This window comes from Ensifer sp. Root278, from assembly GCF_001429285.1.
Taxonomy (GTDB): Bacteria; Pseudomonadota; Alphaproteobacteria; order Rhizobiales; family Rhizobiaceae; genus Ensifer.
Window position 1 is genome coordinate 1 of record NZ_LMJJ01000008.1, and the last position, 18,557, is coordinate 18,557.

14 protein-coding genes and 3 pseudogenes are annotated in these 18,557 nt (G+C 55.5%); 6 read left to right on the forward strand and 11 right to left on the reverse strand.

Annotated features, from left to right (window positions below):
* Positions 1-22: 22 nt before the first annotated feature.
* From ASE60_RS08970 to ASE60_RS35560, 3 genes and pseudogenes are all read right to left on the reverse strand, one after another.
* Positions 23-1,612: an IS66 family transposase gene (locus tag ASE60_RS08970; RefSeq protein WP_057249415.1), complete on the reverse strand. Its 1,590-nt coding sequence runs from the start codon at positions 1,610-1,612 to the stop codon at positions 23-25.
* Between the two features lie 74 nt (positions 1,613-1,686).
* The gene (gene tnpB, locus ASE60_RS08975) at positions 1,687-2,031 is read right to left on the reverse strand and encodes an IS66 family insertion sequence element accessory protein TnpB (protein ID WP_057249416.1); all 345 of its coding nucleotides are present in this window, start codon (positions 2,029-2,031) and stop codon (positions 1,687-1,689) included.
* 170 nt (positions 2,032-2,201) lie between these two features.
* Positions 2,202-2,414: pseudogene (locus ASE60_RS35560) on the reverse strand (transposase); the annotation flags it as partial.
* An 86-nt stretch (positions 2,415-2,500) separates the two neighbouring features.
* On the opposite strand from ASE60_RS35560, the pseudogene ASE60_RS08985 reads away from it, so the two are divergent.
* Positions 2,501-2,773 (forward strand): annotated as a pseudogene (locus tag ASE60_RS08985) (transposase); the annotation flags it as partial.
* 393 nt (positions 2,774-3,166) lie between these two features.
* Positions 3,167-3,268 (forward strand): annotated as a pseudogene (locus ASE60_RS35015) (transposase domain-containing protein); the annotation flags it as partial.
* Positions 3,269-3,296: 28 nt separating this feature from the next.
* On the opposite strand, the gene ASE60_RS08990 reads toward ASE60_RS35015, so the two are convergent.
* The 7 genes from ASE60_RS08990 to ASE60_RS09020 form a co-directional block, all read right to left on the reverse strand.
* On the reverse strand, positions 3,297-3,947 hold the full coding sequence (locus ASE60_RS08990; RefSeq protein ID WP_057249418.1) for a class I SAM-dependent methyltransferase: 651 nt from the start codon (positions 3,945-3,947) through the stop codon (positions 3,297-3,299).
* A gap of 65 nt (positions 3,948-4,012) precedes the next feature.
* A complete protein-coding gene (locus tag ASE60_RS08995) occupies positions 4,013-5,062 on the reverse strand; it encodes a hypothetical protein (RefSeq protein WP_057249419.1) in 1,050 nt (349 codons plus the stop codon).
* A gap of 223 nt (positions 5,063-5,285) precedes the next feature.
* Positions 5,286-6,554, reverse strand: coding sequence for a hypothetical protein (locus ASE60_RS09000; protein ID WP_057249420.1), 1,269 nt, complete (start codon positions 6,552-6,554; stop codon positions 5,286-5,288).
* Between the two features lie 26 nt (positions 6,555-6,580).
* On the reverse strand, positions 6,581-7,234 hold the full coding sequence (locus ASE60_RS09005; protein ID WP_057249421.1) for an ABC transporter ATP-binding protein: 654 nt from the start codon (positions 7,232-7,234) through the stop codon (positions 6,581-6,583).
* Positions 7,235-7,238: 4 nt separating this feature from the next.
* Complete coding sequence (locus ASE60_RS09010) at positions 7,239-8,453, reverse strand: hypothetical protein (RefSeq protein ID WP_057249422.1); 1,215 nt, start codon at positions 8,451-8,453, stop codon at positions 7,239-7,241.
* Positions 8,454-8,805: 352 nt separating this feature from the next.
* On the reverse strand, positions 8,806-9,777 hold the full coding sequence (locus ASE60_RS09015) for a glycosyltransferase family 2 protein (protein WP_057249423.1): 972 nt from the start codon (positions 9,775-9,777) through the stop codon (positions 8,806-8,808).
* Positions 9,770-10,771 (reverse strand): glycosyltransferase family 4 protein, encoded by a 1,002-nt coding sequence (locus ASE60_RS09020; protein ID WP_057249424.1) that lies wholly within the window; start codon positions 10,769-10,771, stop codon positions 9,770-9,772. The genes ASE60_RS09015 and ASE60_RS09020 overlap by 8 nt, the downstream gene beginning before the upstream one ends.
* A gap of 847 nt (positions 10,772-11,618) precedes the next feature.
* On the opposite strand from ASE60_RS09020, the gene ASE60_RS09025 reads away from it, so the two are divergent.
* Positions 11,619-11,873: a hypothetical protein gene (locus ASE60_RS09025; RefSeq protein WP_057249425.1), complete on the forward strand. Its 255-nt coding sequence runs from the start codon at positions 11,619-11,621 to the stop codon at positions 11,871-11,873.
* A 104-nt stretch (positions 11,874-11,977) separates the two neighbouring features.
* On the opposite strand, the gene ASE60_RS09030 is transcribed toward ASE60_RS09025, so the two are convergent.
* Positions 11,978-12,313, reverse strand: coding sequence for a helix-turn-helix transcriptional regulator (locus ASE60_RS09030; protein ID WP_057249426.1), 336 nt, complete (start codon positions 12,311-12,313; stop codon positions 11,978-11,980).
* A gap of 133 nt (positions 12,314-12,446) precedes the next feature.
* On the opposite strand from ASE60_RS09030, the gene ASE60_RS09035 reads away from it, so the two are divergent.
* From ASE60_RS09035 to ASE60_RS09045, 3 genes are all read left to right on the forward strand, one after another.
* Entirely contained in the window at positions 12,447-13,337 is an 891-nt protein-coding gene (locus ASE60_RS09035; protein WP_057249427.1) for a LysR family transcriptional regulator, read from the forward strand.
* 375 nt (positions 13,338-13,712) lie between these two features.
* The gene (gene traA / locus ASE60_RS09040; RefSeq protein ID WP_057249428.1) at positions 13,713-17,024 is read left to right on the forward strand and encodes a Ti-type conjugative transfer relaxase TraA; all 3,312 of its coding nucleotides are present in this window, start codon (positions 13,713-13,715) and stop codon (positions 17,022-17,024) included.
* A gap of 314 nt (positions 17,025-17,338) precedes the next feature.
* Positions 17,339-18,493 (forward strand): amidohydrolase, encoded by a 1,155-nt coding sequence (locus ASE60_RS09045; RefSeq protein ID WP_057249429.1) that lies wholly within the window; start codon positions 17,339-17,341, stop codon positions 18,491-18,493.
* Positions 18,494-18,557 lie beyond the last annotated feature (64 nt).

Genomic DNA, 18,557 nt, shown 5'->3' on the forward strand with positions numbered 1-18,557 from the left:
GTAAGCGACAAGCCGGGGCCGTTCAGGCGGCGTAGTTCCACGGCATGAGCGCGTCAATATCGCTGCTGGGCCATCCATTTGCGAGGCGCTCAAGTGTCTGGGTAAGCCAGGCTTGCGGATCGACGGCATTCATCTTTGCTGTCTGCAGGAGTGTCGCGATCGTAGCCCAGGTCCTGCCGCCGCCGTCGCTGCCAGCGAAGAGGCTATTTTTTCTGGTGATGGCCTGGGGTCTGATAGCTCGCTCGACAATGTTGGAGTCGAGCTCGACACGGCCCTCGGTCAGGAAGCGCTCGAATATGTCGCGACGCGATATGGCATACCGGAGAGCTTCGGCGAGTTTGGATTTTCCCGACACCCGCGGCAAAGTTGCCTGCCAGAGTGTGAAGAGGTCACGGACGATCGCCGCCGAACTTTCCTGACGCGCTGCGACACGAGCTTCGGGACTTTGGCCGCGGACGGTTTCTTCGATTTCCCAGAGCCTCGCCATACGCTCGACCGTCTCTGTGGCGACCTTCGAGCTCTTCGCCGCGTGCAATTCGTAGAACTTCCGCCGGCTATGTGACCAGCAGCCAGCCAGGACAACGCCGTCGTTGCCTCCATCCTTGCGGACAAGCTTGCTGTAAGCACCATACCCGTCAACCTGCAGGATGCCGCGATAGCCGCTCAGATGTCGTGCGACGCACTCGGTCGCTCGACTGTCTTCAAAGCGATAGGCCACCAACGGCGGACCGCTGCCTCCGAAAGTGCGGTCATCCCTGGCGTAAGCCCATAGCCATGCTGTCTTTGCCGACCCGGACCCAGGCGCAAGTGTCGGCAAGGTCGTTTCATCGGCAAAGATCCGCTCCGCCTTCTTGATCTCGTTCAGGATGTAATCGGCAAGGATGTCGAGTTCGAACCCCAACTTGCCCATCCATTGGGCCATGAGCTTGCGGTCAAGTTCGACCTTGTCACGCGCGTAGATCGCTTCCTGGCGATAAAGCGGAAGGCCATCGGCATATTTGGAGACCGCGATCTGGGCCAGAAGTGCTTCTGTTGGAATGCCGCCTTCGATGATGTGTGCGGGAGCCGCGGCCTGGATGACGCCGTCCTCGTTCCTAAAGGCGTACTTGGGACGACGCGTGACGATAACACGGAACCTGGCTGCGACGACATCGAGCCGTTCGGAGACGTCTTCTCCGATCAGGATCTTCTGCTTGCCCGCATGCTCCGGCAACTCTTCCGGCTCGATCACGATCTCGACGCGCTCAAGATGCGGCGCGAAGCCCTTGCGTGGCCGTGGTGCACGCTTGCCGTCCGCATTCCCGCGGCCCTTCGTGACCTGGGCCTTTATCGCCGCAATGCCGGTCTCGATCTCCTCGAAGACAAAGGCATGCTGCTCGTCATCGACCGGGGACGCCAGCTTTTCCGAACGCCGTCCAAAGCGGGCCCGATCAAAAGCCTTCAGGATTTGCGTCAGCCGCTCGATGCGTTCGTCGGCGTCAGCGTTCCGGGCCTCGAGGTCATCAACCTGCTTTTCCAAAGCCTCGACGCGGGCTGCCTTTTCGGCCATGGCGAGAACCATAGCTTTCAGGGCCTCTACATCATCCGGGAGCTCGATCTCGGGTCGCGTCATGGGTCAGATCAGAGCATATTTTGCCGTGATCCGCCCGCGGTTTCAGGCACCTGATTCACTTCGCCGCAGTGGTTTTACCCAACAATCTCGGGAGGCTTGACTGGCGTCGACCGCACCCGCTTCCAGTCCATACCATCCACCAAAGCCAGAAGCTGGGCATGATTCAGCTGGACGCGGCTGTGGCCGATACGTGGCCAGCAGAACTGAGCTTTCTCTAGCCGTTTGGCATAAAGGCAGACGCCCGAGCCATCCCACCATACGATCTTGATCCGGTCTGCTCGTTTCGCCCGAAAGACATAGAGCGCTCCGTTGAACGGATCACTGCCAGCATCCCGCACCAGCGAAAGCAGGCTGTCCGGCCCCTTGCGGAAGTCGATCGGATGGCTCGCAAGGAAGACCTTCACGCCTGACGGGATCATGCCGAGCGTACCGCTCGGATAACGCGCTGCAAATGCGCCTCGTCGATCTCAGCACCGGCCCGGATTACAACGTCGCCGATGACCACCTCGACGACAGAGCTGACCCCGATCATCGATCTCTGTCCACTTTCAGCCGACGCCACATGGTCCGGCTCGCTCTCGTTCAGAAGGTCTCGCCGCCACCGGTAGAGTTGAGAGGGCGTAATCCCGATCCGTCGTGCGATCGCCGAGATATTCACTCCAGGCCGGCAAGCCTCCTCAACGGCCTCCACCTTAAATTCGTCAGACCAGAAACGTCGCAACTGGCGGGGAGAACCCTCAAGTCGATCCGTTACCGCCTCAATCATATGGATCATTCTAGGGCTAGCCGTAGGCGTAGACATAGATCCTCACAGTCAGAGAAATCAGATGCCTGCCATAGCGTGACGTCCATCACCCCTGCCAGATGGGGTCTCCTTGTCGCTTACGTTTCAACGGTCGGATGCGCGACGAGTTGCTCAACGAGAGCCTGTTCTTCGGCCTCGATCATGCCCGCAGCGCCATTGCTGACTGGGCTGCCGACTATAACCATTTCCGGCCACACTCGTCGCTCGGATACCAAACCCCGGCAGGATACGCCGGGATCATCGCCGCAACCGGCTCCAACGCTGCGCAAGATGAAAGCTTCGCGTTTCCGCCGGTTGCTCCCGCCGCGCCATTTGGCGTATTCAAACCCGCCGAGACTCTAATCGCCGCCGGATGAAACTTCGGTGGCAGGTCACTTCATGCCCGTCTCCTCGTTGTGACGGACTCTACCAAAATTTGGAGGAAGATCAGGGTCTCAGGTCACAGGCGAACGAAGGTCGATCCCGCGAGACTGTCCGCGATTTAGTGAAACGACTGTCCGGGATTTACCGGAATCGCTGTCCCGTTAATCCGAAATCCGCAGCTAACGACGTCGTTAGCGACGTGTCTTAGGCCATCAAGCCGCTATTCGGCAGGCGGTGCCAATCGGGCGCTTACAGTCGAAGACACCCACCATCCGCACTTGGCCTACCCTCTGCAACCCCGGCCAGCGCCGAGCAGGCCAAGCGCTGATCTACACCACCAGGGGGGTCAAAATTGGATGCCGATAAGGGGTGAATTTTGGACGCTGATTGACACACTGGCGTGGTTGACGCAGACGCTCGAGCGCATCGCGGCCGGTTGGCAAGCGAGCCATATCGACGCATTGATGCCCTGGAACTTCAAGAAGTAACGGCCTCACGTCACCGCTTACGAACGAGCTACGGTTTTTTCAAAACGGTTACACAATCGAGGTCGGAAACATCGCCCCAACAATGCACAGTTTGGTCAGCTATGATGAAGCCCACAGCTTTGGAAATATTCGAAAAGATTTCCGCAGACATATAATTTCGCCAGTGTGGGCTATTTCTAAAGTTCGCACCAGAGCCGCCGGCAGTGTAGTTTGAATGATGAACTAAAGCATAGCCGCCCGGCTTCAACACCCTAAAAAACTCCGGAAGGTATGCCTTTACGATCTTTGGTGGGAAATGCACCATGCTGTCAAAAGTATACACGAACGTACAAAATTTATCCGGAATATCGCGGAGGTCATATCCATTACATTCCTTTATGGAAACTCTCGGATTGTTAACGTATTTTTTCTTGCAGTAATCAATGTTGTGCTTGTTGACGTCTACCATGGTGACCTTTTCGGCCCAAGCCAATAAGAAGTCTGTATTGCGACCATACCCACATGCGAAGTCAATCACGTGGCTGTAGTCGATCGGGTGGCGTGTTCTTGCGGGTTCGATAAATTGGTCCCAATGCACTTGCATGTCGCGGGCCGCCGCGCCGTGGTAAGCTTCGGCGACGTCCTCGCCCCAAAGTAAGCTATTCCTTTTCACAAGGTTTTTAAGGCTATTGAAGAACATACTTGACTCTCAAACGTGCGGTGCAATTCGACAGCCGCATAGCACGTCCTGCCTTCGAAGTGAACTCAAACACTGCGTAGTGCACGGAATTGGGCTTTTTGAATGAAATGAAAGAGGATCAGATCCGACTCCAGCAAATGGGCGGCTGTGCTAATTTCTCTCAGAATATCAGCTAATTGGTGTACTGCCTCGAGTTGGAGTTTCATCCGCACCGCACCCTCTGGCAGGCCGAGTAATTCGGCAATGTTCCGGGCATAAGTGCTGTCGTCTTGGCCGGAATCGAAGAGCGTGAATTGAGATAATGTATCGAGCGCGCTGACGACAGAGTCCAGACGCGCGGGTTCCGAGGGATTCGACGCTACCAGTTGCTGCGTGAAGGGTGATGAAAGAACGCCGATGGCGTCCTTCGGTGCCTGACGGATTGCGCGGCGCACAGCCGATTCGTCACGCGTGTCGAGGCCATTGAAGTACCCGATGACTGGCGCGAAGATGGTGCTGTCCCGTTCCGGCACAAATGCAAATTTATGTTGGCTGTACCGGCTAAATATAATGAGACGCAACGCGAGTTCGTAGAATGGGTCGCGCAGGCCAATCATAGTCACGTCGATGTTGTAGTCGATGTAGACTCGAAAGTTTTTTAGTAGGATTCTGCCCGCGATGTAGATCGACGGTTGGTGAAGAATCTCCAGCATCTGGCGGACAGTCTCAAATCCATACCGTTCCACGCGGTGCTCGAAGAATTGAAAATGATGCTTTAGACTTAAGTCTATTTCGCTGTGTGGTACGTAGGACGTCTCCACGCGAAGGACTTTCTTTGAGATGTTCTCCGGAGACGCACGGCGGTAGAAAACCAAACCTGTTTCTGGGTCTGAAATCTCTACTGATGGAGCAGAGCTGATCCCAGGCACGTTTTGCTCGTTCAGCACAAACGCCACATTGCCAGTCTCGTGCAGCCCCTGGGCATATGCGCCCTCAACATAAAGCCAGCAAGCTATTTCAATCGCCTCGACAGACCCGTTGATCCTCACGACTACTTTGGGTTTCGTCGAAAAGCCGTCCGGCACGAGATAGCCGTGGATCTCGGCTCCGGTGTCTTGATGAACGCTAAAATTCATTTAGTTGCGCTGTGTGGTCCGTGTAGCTGCGTTTATATCAATTGCACAGCGCAGACAAGCGAGTTGCGGGTGGCTCCGGGCACGCGGTCTCACTTGGCGCGCTAGCTGCGTGTGCATCGATTCTTTCCAATCCGAGGTTATGACATTGCAAATGTGTGAGACACCTTCCGACCCGTCTAGACAAAAGAAGAAACAGGGTCCCTACGACGCTGCGCTCGACCGATTAGTCCAACTTGTTGCGAATTGTTAAGACTGCACCGCATGCACTGGCGCAAATCGCCGCCCAAAGCAGAAACCACAAAAATAACGCCAAGGGAACATTTGGTGAGGTACTTTTATCGGGCAACGTCGGATCAGTAAAATTATCTACATAAATCAGTTGCAAGGAGCTAACCAATTTGACTTTCTCTAGCTCCCTTATTGCAGATTCTAGTTTGTTCTGCGCGATCTTTAGTTCGAGTTTTAATTTATCGAAAACGCTAGAGTAATCTGCAAGATTTCCGGACGTTTCAGTTGATGTGCCCGCAGCCTTCGCCCCGAGTTCTCGCGCCTGCTCTTCAAGTGCCGCGAGCCTTCGGTCCATGTCGGCCAACTGCGGTGCTTCTTTGTCGAGGCTAAGGCTCAATGCTTCGCGGCGGCTTCTCAGTTGTGCGATGTCGGACTCTACGCTCGTCAGGGTTGTTAATATACTCTCGGCCGAGAGATCTATGTCAAAAACGCCCGTGAGATTTTGAGTATCTCTGAGTTTTCCTCTCAGAGCTGCAACTTCAGTTGTGGCCGTTTCCACGTCCTGTTGTGCGGACACAAGAAGGTCATTCCACATACCGGAACTAAGTTTATTGATCTGGACCTCGGAAAGCCGCAGTACGAGTTCCACGAGTCTTTGTGCCTCGTCGGGAGCGAAAGCCGTCACCTCCAATTCGACGATACCGCTCTTCGGGTTCACTGATGCCGAATAACGATCCTTCCAGTATTCTAATGTCTCATCTTGGGTGGCGTCAGATGCGAGGCCTGAGAACACGTCGATGTTGGCGCGACCGAACACTTCTTTCAGATCAATATTCTTTTGGAGATCTTGTATTATTGAGGGACTGCCCAGGTAGTTAAGCAAGACGGCAGTATCCTGGACAATTTTTGCTTTAGGCTCAACGGTGCTAGTTGAGTACCGATCTCGGGACAAAATTGGGGCGGACGAGCGTACAATGAAGCGTACCTCAGATACGTATCCCGGGCTCACCATGAAGGCGTAGTAGCCGAGCCCCCCGATCATAGGGAGAACGAATGTCCCGGCGAAGATTGCGGCGAGAAGGACGGTAAACACTCGGTCGCGCGCACGCGGGGCTAGCCCAGCTAAGCGGTAGAGATTGCGCCGGCTCCTGTTTTCGAATGTCAGCGCGCGGGCATAAGCACTTAAGGCCGCAGCCATCCTTTGGCTGCGACCAATCACGCTAGCCACTTCTGATTTCACGATAAGCTGGTTTTCGTCTTTCACGTTTTTCTCCGCGCCGGTACGTGCCGCTAGCGATTTAGGCGCATATACGTCGCTATGCCTTCCTCAACATCATTGAATTGGACCAAATGACCGTCAATCAATACGATTGCGACGTCGCAGTAGTCTTTGATTGTAGTCATGTCATGCGAGATCATGATGACGTCAGATTTGGCGCGCCGGGCTCTAAAGGCGTCCCGGCACCGTCTTTGGAAATTGGCGTCGCCAACTGCTGTGATTTCGTCGACCAAATAACAATCAAATTCAATGGCCATCGAAAGGCCAAATGCAAAACGGGACATCATCCCCGATGAGTAGGTCCGCAACGGTTCATTGATATAGCTGCCGATTTCTGCAAACTCTGCCACAAACCTAAGAACGCGGTTGTGATCTTCACCATAAGCCCGCGCGACAAACTTGAGGTTCTCTTTTCCGCTCAGTTGGTTGTTCAGGCCATTTGCGAAACCAAGTGGCCATGACACACGCACTTGACGGTGAACACGTCCTTTGTTGGGAAGCTCCGCGCCGGAAATCAGGCGCATTGTTGTAGACTTTCCTGCTCCATTCACCCCCAAGAGTCCGTAGGACTGTCCGGCACTGAAGTGCACGGATTGGTTGCGCAGGATATAGCGACGATGCGCGGCGGTTCTATAAAATTTCGTCACATTATCGAGCGTAATCATGTCGTTAAACGCGGTGATCCTCGATGGACATCCATACCAAGGTAGCGGTGACCCAAAGCGTGAAAAGCCCGGCAGTTAAAATCAACCATTCGGAGATGCGATCTGGGTACTCGGACTCTTCTGGCACTTGCGAATTCGAAAAGACCGCCATGAATGTTGTTCGTTTCAGTGCAGCCGACTTTGCCGTGTCTAGATTTCGAACCGTAGCTTCATACAGCGCTTGAGTCACTATTCTGCGGGTCTCTAAGCGTGAGAACTCTGTCAAGCTACTGGACAACTGGGGTGCGTTTGTCGAGTTTTTACCAGCGAGACTGTTCTGCCGCAAAGAGATCTGTTCATCTAAGGCCTGAATAGATCTCCGCAGTTGGCGGCCGCGTGCCGTGTCATCCGCTTTTGCTGCTTCCAAGGATTTCAAAGCGACCGTCAGACCGAGCTTCTCCTCAGTCAATTTCGCAATAATTGTACTTAACATCTTCGCTGATGAGATGGGGTCAAGAATCCCTGTCTTGTTTTGATAGTCCCGAAGGTCGTCGAGTGCCTTTCGGTATGCCTCTAGGCTCTTCACAACGTCGCCCTCACCACGCGTGACCAAGTCCCGTTTCGCCTTCTCGGAAATCTTGTCAATCATTTGGTCTGCTGAGGCCAACGCCGCTGTCGATATTGTGACTGTATCCTCCGGTGAAAAGGCACGAACTGTGAAAATTATAATGCCCGAAGGCCCATCGACGTATGTGTCTACGTGGCGAAGCCAGTACCTATACAGTTGCTCAAACGACGCTTCCTTGCCAAGCCGCGAAAGTGTGTCGATTGAATCTTTCAAAAAGAAGTTGCGCAATCCGATTTGCTCATCGAGTAGCCTTACGACCTGAGGAGATTTTAGGTAATTTGCAACAATATACGAGTCCTGTGTAAGAGAATCCCCGCCGATGATGGACCGACCTTCTCGCGTTTCCGAGGAATCAAATTGTTCACTAACCCCAATTGTACGTACAATCATACGTGTCTCGGAAATATACTGTCCGCTCGCAACTAAAAAACAATAGGCGGCTATTATTGCGCTTGGAAAAAAAACAAACGCAATCAATGAGTTTTTTTTATCAAAAATAATACTTAGGAACTTGGATGTCGCGCCTGACTTTGCCAAGCCAAATGCATCATCTGGGTCATCCTTTGCCGTCGTGACAGACTCCTGAACGGCATAGTCAACTTTCAGGTTCATTCTTTTCCCTGTTAAACTGTCTGGAAGGTCCTTTACAGACGCCGCATCTTAGGCGACCTCTCTCAGGAGATCGACCCGATCACCGTTTTAGGAGGCTTACTGCGTCATTGAATCACGGATCAAAAACAAGCGCACCTTTTAGCACCGAGCTGCTATCATGGATAGATACGGCTTTAACATGGCACTCGAAGTGCTGGCGCGTTTTTCCATCAGGTGCTGGCTGCTGCCGATGCGTATCATTGGTTCCCAGGTGATGCCGCCTTCGACGTCGGGCAGCATCCAATCCAAATGATGGTGCATAATTATGGTCGTCGTGTAGCAACGAAATCAGCGACCGGAAAGGCGTTCGCTGTTAAGTTCGAAACAACCGTCCATCAAGCGACAATTGAGTTGAGAGTGATTTCGGTAGCTTTTCGTGGTTCGCGCCTAGACAGTGACCGGCAACAAGAGCAACGCGCTGGCCGGCTCGCCGTAAGCGATCGCCGACCGTTACGACGCCAAAACGTTCATCGACCTCTTGTCTAAATGCTTCAAGTGAGAACTTGACCATCTTCGCAAGCGCTTCAATGGGGCTCGGGGAAAGTTTATAGCCGAAGTACTTATGGAAATTGCGAGACTCGTCGAATGCCCTGCGTAGCTGTTCAGAGTAACTGTAGTCATGAGAATGGAAAACAATGGCATCGTGTGCGTACGCCTTCTTGTAACCGGCTTCAATAATATTCTGCGCCCAAAGCTGGTCCTCAGCAAATTCAACGTCAGGATAGGGAAACTCGTTCCAAACCGACTTGCGCATTATTGAGTTGTTGTCAGAATAAAAGTGCAACAATTGCCGCCAACCTTCGTCCGTTTCGTATCGTAGTGCTTCAAGGTCACGGTAAACGATGAGAGGGTGTTGCAGAATGCTCTGGAAATGTAGCTCCAAGTCTCTTTTAGTAAAAGGCGACGCGGTCTCATAGGCAACGTGACGTCCAAATGCCCCGGCAATATCCGGACTCTGCTCTAATGCCGCCACTAGGTTGTGAAGCCAGGTTGCATTGAGGGGTTCGGCATCGTGTGTAAGAAATGCCACCAAGTCTGCATCAGCGGCGGCGATGCCAAGATTTCTGGTTTTTCCATGGCCAAATTCTTGCGGCTCGATTTCAATAAGCCGGATGCGAGATTGGCCACGAAGATACTCTTTCGTCCCATCACTCGAACCAGAGTCGATCACAATGATCTCATAGGACCAGGGCACTTGCTGCGCGAGCGCTTTCTCTACTACTTTAGGCAGAGTCGCCATCGCGTTCTTGGCCGGAATCACTATTGCGCAACGATGCTTAGCCATCACCGCCTCCTTGTTGAAGGGCGTAGGCAACGCGATCTTTAATCGCGGCTTCAACCAGACGCGCAGACCTCTCCCAAGAAAAATTGTTAACGTATGCGAGACCTTCCCGGCTTAACCGGTCGCGTTCCTGTGGCTCCTCAAGAAGCCGCTTAATTTGTCCGGCAATCCCTTCCGGTGTCGGGAGAGCGAATGCCATCGCATTGTCGGGGAAGATAGATCTGACGCTATCTAAATCGAGATCAATGACTGGCAATCCGCATGCCATCATCTCTTTGTTAACGAGTGAGTGATTTGTTGCAGAGAAGACCACGCCGATCGTGGCCGTCTGATAGAGGCGCGCTAACTCGTCGCTCGTGAGGACGCCATGATCTCGGTATGGGAAGTCGACGTTGAGTCTACCTAGCTTCCAACCAAAGAAGTCGACTTCGAAGTCTACGCCTTGCTTTTGAAGTACAGCAAGAGCCATCAACGCGAGTTCGACCGCACGACGGGGTGTCACGTAGCGCGCATAAAGCGCGATGCGGTTCCGATGGCGCTTAGGCAGACCTGCGCCGGGACGGTAGATTTCTGCGTCATACGCCAACGGCCAAGACATCGACCATCTGCCGAACTGGTCTTTCATGCGCCGGTGAAGCCAATCGCCGGCGCAAAGACAATCGAAATCGTAGTAGTAGGTTGCTTCCGTCAAGAGTGCTTCAGCACCTGCCGGATAGAAAGCCGTTTCATAGTCTTGAACAAAGTAGAATTTACGCGTGAAACCTTGCATCGCGTTCACAGGATAGCATGTAAAGCGATCTGTTGCGATCAAGGCGTCCCCGATTGCGTCGGGGGTACAATCCGCGAATAACTCGACAGTCCCCGAAAACGGCTGGAAATACTCGTTAATTGTCGCCAATGCCGCGGCTCCAGACTTGTGGATGGTCGGGTTCTGGACGAGAAAACGTACCTCATGACCAAAGCGCTCGAGGTGGCTCGCTATACGAAAAATGGTCATGTGACCTCCGGCGCCGGGTGTGAAATCGGGGATCACCCAAGTTATGCGGAGCCGAGACAAATTGGTGCTCGCTATGGGGGGGCTGCCACCGGACGGTTTGTATGCTGTCAGTCGCTCAAGATGAGCGACACGCCGTTCAATAGGGCTTTTATAGGCCTTCGCTGGCGATAAAATACGCGCTACTCGTCGCATCACCGCGAAAAACGACACCTCGACCTCCTTGCAGATGCTCTCCCGCTGTTCCAGTGATTAAGCCGAACTTGGTTCTATGGCCTCATCCGCGGAGAATTGTGCTGTTTTGAGAAAGCAAACTAATGTGCGACGCACACTCGAAGTGCCTTTGCCGTGACCTTGGTAATCGTGTCAAGCCCACGCCCAAATTTGTCGAGCAGAATGTGTTACATTTGATACCTATCGCCGCCGCACGCCAATTTCGGTCGTATGATCCCATGTTTCCATAGTTTCCCGCCGACTTTCTTTTAGGCAGAAAAAACGTCACCCTTCAAATTTTTGATGTGACCCGACGCAATCCGCGTTCCCGGGCGGAACAACGAACTCTGAAGCCCTACAATTGAGGATCAACGCGGATTTGGCGTTGCGACTAGTAGCGATCTTGCTGCCCCGTTCCAAATGGCCAAGGCAGCATTCCATACCAGCTGCTGCAAAAGGCGGGTCGGGCGGTCCAGATGTTTCAGCCGGCGGAGGGGTACGGTGCGGGGGCCGCGTGGCGAGGATTATACGCCTTTTATGGTGACGCATACGCGGCTCGGCGAGGCAGCGTTCGGCATCACTCCCGGCTATGTATGCCAAGACCTAGGCGACGCTCTGGACGCTCACCGACGAACGCATGGCCGATTTTGTTACCCGCGTTGAAGCGCCTGTTACGAAGGAGGTCGGTGCTGCCGGGCTGAGTTGCGAGGATATGTTCCACCAGTGCGGCAATTTGGACGTGGGCGCGACCGCGCTTGAGCGCGCCGTGGACGAGGACAGCGCCAGCCACGACAAGGGCGAAGGCGTGCGGCAGATGGAGGGCTCCGAGGCGACTCTTCGGCCGGGTGTCACAAACTGGGGTGAGGGGCAGGAAGCTATCTTTAGGTCCTAGCAAGGCACAGCGCGAGCCCGCGAGGGGGACGCGACAGTGTCGCCACCTTCGAAAAGGGCGGACCCTTGTGTTTTAGGATGCCTTGTTGTGTCGGCTGGGGTGAATTAGCGGCGCGCCTTTGCGGCGACAATGGCTTCAGCCTGAATGACGCAGAGTTCAATCTCTTGCTTGGTCATCCCGTTGGCGGCATTTGCGAAGCGTTCGACCATGGCCGTAACATGCTGGTCGAGTACGGTATTTAGGTTCACCCCTAACAACCAGTTCGGCGAAGTCCCCAAAACGGCTGCTATTTTCACAAGGGTTGCTAGGTCTGGTTCCCTCCGGCCCGCGGCGTAGTGCGCATAACGACGTTCATCGAGCCCCGCCCACCGCGCAGCTTCGGAGTTCGAAATACCCAATTGCCGGGCGCGTTCCTGCAATCGTTTCGCCAGGATATCCATAGGTACATCCTGTTCCCTAGAGACACGCGTCTGGCCACGAACAATTTGTAGTGATATAAGAACAATATGTAGCTATAATTGTAAGCGGCCCGTCATTCCTGGCGGGAGGAGCGGCATGGGAGCACACCCTGACATGGAACTACGTCAACTTTCCTACTTCGTTGCGGTGGCAGAGGAACTGCATTTTCATCGGGCGGCCGTTCGGATGTGCATTGCCCAGCCGGCGCTGAGTTCGCACATCCAGGCGCTGGAGAAGGAGCTCGGTGTGCGGCTGCTTGAACGGTCGACGCGGCGGGTCGAACTGACGCGGGCAGGGGAGGTGTTCTACGATCGGGCGGTTCGGATCATTGGCGATGTCGGGCTGTCGATGGAGGTGGCGCGCTCGGTCGCCGGCAAGGCGGCGCGGACGATCAAGATCGGAACGGTCTATCCGGCGACCATAGGCGTGCTGCCGGCGTTTCTTTCGCGTATCGGTCGGAAGTTTCCGGATGTCGCCCTGCATGTGAGGAGTGGTTCGACCAGCGACATCATCCGTGGACTGGAAAACGGCCAGATCAATCTCGGCTTCATCCGACCAGTCGAAAACATCGGCTCCTTGCGCTTCTTTTCGATCGCGCATGAGCGCTATCTGCTGGCGGTCGAAAAGACGAGCGCGCTTGCACTTCGAAGCGAGATCGACATCGAGGATCTGCGGGGAGAGAAGATCATCGCCTTTTCCCGTCAGAACCTTTCCTACTCGGAGCGTTACTTCGCCGAGATGTTCGAGACCCATGGGCTGACCGACAATATCGCCTATAGCTGCGACGATACCTTCTCGCTGGTGTCGCTGGTTTCGGCCGGCCTTGGCATCGGCTTTGCGCCGGAATGGACGAAGGATCTGCCTAACCGCAATTTCGAACTCAGGCCCGTGCGTGGCGTCGATCTGAAAATTGGGCTTGGTGTTGCCTGGAACAAGGAAGATCCGACCGCGTCTCGCGATGACATCATCGATATTGCCCGGTCGCTGGCGCGGCCGGGCAGATAAGATAGGCCACGGTTCCTTTCGACGCCCTCGCTTGCGCATAACCGCGCGGCATGCGGTCTCTCACCTCGTCGACATGCATTCTCGTTTGATTGTGAACTAGCGCGACATGGGCGGGATTTGCGACGCCTAGTTTCAGCGGCTGCAGCCGCAATACTTGGGCCTATGCCAGACCGTTGAACCGCCAAAGCGCTCACCTCGCAAATTGGGGAGCACTTTTGTCCCTTTCGCAATGGGCATGGAACACAGACCTTCATTGGCATTTCCGGGAAGCGCCCGGCAAGGCCAGACATGCGCCTAAGGCTCCGCTTCTTACATGGCCGGATGGCGCCCCCCCCGGAATCGGCGGAAATTCGAACCGAGCCGGGAGCAAATATTATGGTCAGCCCCCATTTTGACGTGAACGTTATTAGTCGTGGAAAAGGACGAAGCGCCGTTCTTTCCGCTGCTTATAAGCATCGGGCTAAGATGTACTTCGAGCGTGAAGCCACTACGGCGAACTATTCTGAGAAGCGTGATCTTTTGTACGAGGAATTTGCCATTCCCGTCGATGCGCCGGAGTGGTTGCGGTTGATTGCGGCTGATCCCTCGGCCGCACGAGCATCCGAAGCATTCTGGAACCGCGTGGAGAATTTCGAAGAGAGACTGGACGCCCAGCTTGCTAAGGATGTGACACTTGCACTTCCAATCGAACTTACGAGCGATCAGAACATTGCATTGGTGCGCGAGTTCGTCGAGCAACATGTCCTAGGGAACGGCATGGTGGCTGATTGGGCCTACCACAACACTCCCGGAAATCCTCATGCACATCTTATGATGACGCTCCGGCCGCTCACCGTCTATGGCTTTGGATCGAAGAAAATAAAGGTGGTTTCAACCGATGGTACGCCGCGGCGCAGCTCCAATGGCAGAATTGTCTACCGAAATTGGGTTGGCGGACTTGCGGAATTCAATGCCTTTCGTGACGGTTGGTTCGCCTGCCAAAACCGTCATTTGGCGCTTGCTGGTCTCGATCTCCGGATTGATGGGAGATCATTCGAGCGGCAGGGCATCGACCTTGAGCCAATCATCCGCTTTAGCGCTGAAACGAAGGCTATTGAGCGGAGAATAGAGCGCGAAAAGACACCGGTTTTCCGAAAACCGAAGTCGATTGAGTTGCAAGCGGAGCTGCGTGCCAGGAATACCCGCCGCATTCAACGCCGGCCGGAAATAGCGATTGACCTCATTGCCAGCCAAAAAAGTGTCTTCGACGAACGCGACATCGCCAAAGTGCTTCATCGATATACCGACGATGAGAGGGTGTTCGCCCAACTCATGGCACGTATCCTCCAATCTCCGGAGATCTTGCGTATCGATCGCGAGCGTATTGACTTAATGACCGGCGCTCGTTTTCCAGCCAAATACACCACGCGGAAACTGATCCGTCTGGAAGCCGAAATGGCCAAACGGGCTGCTTGGTTGGCGCGTCAATCAACCCACGGCATCCGGAAAGAGCTGACGCGTGCTATGTCCGTGTCGCGCCTGTCCACAGAGCAACAGGCGGCCATCGCGAATGTTACGGGTGAGGGCCGACTTACTGCGGTTGTCGGTCGTGCCGGCGCCGGCAAGACCACAATGATGAAAGTTGCACGCGAAATTTGGACGGCAGCCGGGTATCAAGTGGTCGGTGGTGCGTTGGCGGGCAAGGCTGCAGAGGGATTGGAGAAGGAGGCGGGGATTTGCGCCGCAACACTTTCTTCTTGGGAGCGGCGTTGGGCCGAGGGAAACGCTACCCTCAACAACAAGACAGTTTTCATTCTTGATGAGGCAGGCATGGTCTCGTCGCGGCAGATGGCGTCCCTGATCGAGACTGTCGCGAAGGAGGGCGCGAAGCTCGTGTTGGTTGGCGACCCGGATCAGCTCCAGCCAATCGAGGCGGGTGCGCCATTCCGCGCCATTGTGGAGCGCATCGGTTACTCCGAACTAGATACTATATACCGCCAACGCCAAGACTGGATGCGAACGGCGTCACTGGCTCTCGCTCGCGGACAAGTCGGGGATGCGGTCCGGGCCTACGAAGCTCACGACAGAATCGTCAGTACCGGGCTGAAAGCCGAAGCAGTGGAAGCGCTGATCGCCGATTGGGATAGAGACCACAATCCAACAAAGACCTCGTTGATCCTCGCGCACTTGCGTCGCGACGTTCGGACATTGAACGAGAAGGCCCGTGCCAAACTTGTCGAGCGCGGTGTGGTTGGAAAAGGGCTTCCGTTTGCGACGCAAGAGGGCGTTCGCCACTTCGCGGCGGGCGACCAAATTGTCTTCTTGAAAAACGACGGGATACTAAACGTCAAAAACGGAATGATCGGGCGTGTACTCGAAGCTCGCCTTAATCGGATCGTTGTGGAGGTCGGTGAGCCTGGCTATCGCCGCCCTGTGACCATCGAGAGCCGAATATACCCGAACGTAGATCTTGGTTACGCTACCACGATACACAAAAGCCAAGGTGCCACGGTCGATAGTGTGAAGTTACTAGCTTCCCTCTCACTCGATCGACATCTCACTTATGTCGGTATGACGCGACACCGCGAAGAACTGGCGGTCTACTATGGACGACGCTCGTTTGAAAATGCTGCTGGGCTGGTTTCAGTGCTATCGCGCACAAATGCAAAGGAATCAACGCTCGACTATACAGATCGTTCCCTCTACCGGCATGCCCTGCGCTTCGCCGAGTTACGAGGTTTGCATTTGATGGCAGTGGCACGAACGCTCGTTCGTGATCGTATCGAATGGACTGTCCGACAGAAGCAGCGGCTCAGCGACCTTGTTCAGAGGTTGACGACGATCGGCCAACGCTTCTGGCTAGCCACCGCAGCCGCGCAAATGAAGCAATCCGACGCAGGCAACGACGAAGTTCCGATGCTAGCCGGGATCAAAACCTTTTCTAGGACCTTTGCGGAGACTATCGAGGAGAGGCTTGCGGCCGATGAGAGTCTGAAGCGCCAATGGGAGGACGTGAGTTTGCGTTTTCGCCTTGTCTATGCTGATCCGCAGATGGCCTTCCATGCGATTGATGTCGAGGCCATGCTCAAGAACGAAGACGTGGCCGGCGCAACTCTTGCCAAGATTGCACGTAGTCCCGAGACGTTTGGTGCCCTCAACGGAAAGAGTGGAGTACTTGCTTGGCGAACTGACAAACAGGACCGCGAGCGCGCGCTTGCGAACCTGCCCGCACTTTCACGGAACCTCGCGCTCTACATTCGGCTTCGCCACCAAGCAGAGGAGAAATACCGAGCGGAGGAGCAGAAACTGCGAACGAAGCTCGCGATCGACATCCCGGCGATTTCATCACAGGCGAGGCAGGTTCTGACGGAGGCACGAGACGCGATTGGCCGCAAGGATGTGCAAAGTGCTCTCCACGTTGTGCATGCCGACAGCAAGGTGAGGGCCGAGCTTGAACGGTTCTCGACGGCCGTGACCGAGAGGTTTGGTGAGCGCACTTTTCTCGCAATCGCGGCGAGGGATGCCAATGGAGCGGTTTTCAAAGAGGTCGCAGCCGGGATGACCGCGGCCCAAAGGGAAGATCTGCGGGCGGTCTGGAGTCTGTTGCGGACAATACAACAAGTTGCTGCCCATGAACGAGTGTCCGTCGCGTTGAAGCAGGCAGCGTCTTTACGGCAAACCAGGAGCCAAGGGTTGTCGCCCAGATGACGAAACGCGCGTGGTGAACGGATATGGCGTTTCTCACAAATCAGGGCCGGAAAGGGCAACAAGCTATCGCGTCTCTGTTTTCAATAGCTCGGTCGGTCCGTCGCTGGTCATGCTAAAGGATCAATGAGGCCGTGGCATCAAATCGGTTCGCGATCATATGGCTGGTATCGCTCGCTGCTTTAGGCTTTCCATTAAAGTGTTGAGGTGGTGTAACGTGAGGCTTCGGACACGTCCAGGCTGATGGAGAGAGCCGTGATTCGGCTCCATGATGCGGGGGCGTGGTGAGAGCGCGGAGATTTTCGTGGAGTACCATAATGTTTCTGATTGACCGTGAACTTCAGGCGCTCGTGGCGTTTCGACGCGAACTGCACCGGCGACCGGAGGTCTCAGGCGAGGAGCGGGAGACGGCGGAAACGATCGTTGCGGCGTTGGCTGTTACGAAGCCGGATGTGGTGATGACAGGTCTTGGCGGGCATGGGGTGGCGGCGATCTATGAAGGCCGGGAGCCGGGGCCAACCATCATGGTGCGGGCCGAGCTGGACGGGCTGCCGATCGAGGAGATTTCGGAGATCGGACATCGCTCGGAGATCACGGGCAAAGGGCATCTCTGCGGCCATGACGGGCACATGACGATCCTGATGGCGCTGGCCAAGGGATTGGGGCGCGAGCGGCCGATTAAGGGGCGTGCGATCCTGATGTTTCAGCCGGCTGAGGAAAACGGTGCTGGTGCCGCCGCCGTGCTCGCCGATCCGAAATTTGCGGCGATCAAGCCGGACCTCGTGTTCTCGCTGCACAATTTTCCAGGATTAAGCGTCGGCCATGCGGCGCTGCGCGCCGGCCCTGTCAACTGCGCCTCGCGCGGCATGCGGATTTCGCTCTCCGGCAAGACGGCGCATGCCTCGACACCGGAAGACGGCGTTGCCCCGACCTTTGCGATGGCCGCTCTGCTTTCGGGCCTGACGGCGCTCGGCAACAACGGGCCGCTCAACGAGAATTACTCGCTCGTCACGGTGACGCATGCACGGCTCGGCGAGGCGGCCTTCGGGATAAGCCCTGGTTATGCCGAGATCTGGGCGACGCTCCGGACGCTCACCGACGGGCGGATGGCCGATCTGGTTGCCCGTGCCGAGGCGCTAGTGGCGAGCGAGGTGGAGGCTGCGGGGCTGAAGGTCACGATTGGCTATGAGGACGTGTTTCACCAGTGCAGCAATGCGGAAGTCGCGGTGATCGCGCTCGAACGTGCCATGAATGAGGAGGGCGTCAGCCACGATCGCGGCGAGGGCGTGTTGCCTATGAAGGGTTCGGAGGATTTCGGCTTGTTCGGGCGCGTTGCGCCTTCGGCGATGTTCTTCCTCGGCGCCGGCGAAAGCCACGCGCGGCTGCACAATCCGGACTATGATTTCCCGGACGGGCTAATCGGTATCGGCGCTAGGGTCTTCATGCGGGCGATCCGGAACGAACTGGGGTGAGCGCGGCGGAAAGTCGCTTGCGCGGCAGGCGCTGGGGCGGCACTCTCTGCAATTGCGCAAGTCC

Coding starts and splice junctions, on each gene's coding strand:
- ASE60_RS08970 (WP_057249415.1), bottom strand. CDS start 1,612: ATGACGCGACCCGAGATCGAGCTCCCGGATGATGTAGAGGCCCTGAAA.
- tnpB (WP_057249416.1), bottom strand. CDS start 2,031: ATGATCCCGTCAGGCGTGAAGGTCTTCCTTGCGAGCCATCCGATCGAC.
- ASE60_RS08990 (WP_057249418.1), bottom strand. CDS start 3,947: ATGTTCTTCAATAGCCTTAAAAACCTTGTGAAAAGGAATAGCTTACTT.
- ASE60_RS08995 (WP_057249419.1), bottom strand. CDS start 5,062: ATGAATTTTAGCGTTCATCAAGACACCGGAGCCGAGATCCACGGCTAT.
- ASE60_RS09005 (WP_057249421.1), bottom strand. CDS start 7,234: ATGATTACGCTCGATAATGTGACGAAATTTTATAGAACCGCCGCGCAT.
- ASE60_RS09010 (WP_057249422.1), bottom strand. CDS start 8,453: ATGAACCTGAAAGTTGACTATGCCGTTCAGGAGTCTGTCACGACGGCA.
- ASE60_RS09015 (WP_057249423.1), bottom strand. CDS start 9,777: ATGGCTAAGCATCGTTGCGCAATAGTGATTCCGGCCAAGAACGCGATG.
- ASE60_RS09020 (WP_057249424.1), bottom strand. CDS start 10,771: ATGACCATTTTTCGTATAGCGAGCCACCTCGAGCGCTTTGGTCATGAG.
- ASE60_RS09025 (WP_057249425.1), top strand. CDS start 11,619: ATGGCCGATTTTGTTACCCGCGTTGAAGCGCCTGTTACGAAGGAGGTC.
- ASE60_RS09030 (WP_057249426.1), bottom strand. CDS start 12,313: ATGGATATCCTGGCGAAACGATTGCAGGAACGCGCCCGGCAATTGGGT.
- ASE60_RS09035 (WP_057249427.1), top strand. CDS start 12,447: ATGGAACTACGTCAACTTTCCTACTTCGTTGCGGTGGCAGAGGAACTG.
- traA (WP_057249428.1), top strand. CDS start 13,713: ATGGTCAGCCCCCATTTTGACGTGAACGTTATTAGTCGTGGAAAAGGA.
- ASE60_RS09045 (WP_057249429.1), top strand. CDS start 17,339: ATGTTTCTGATTGACCGTGAACTTCAGGCGCTCGTGGCGTTTCGACGC.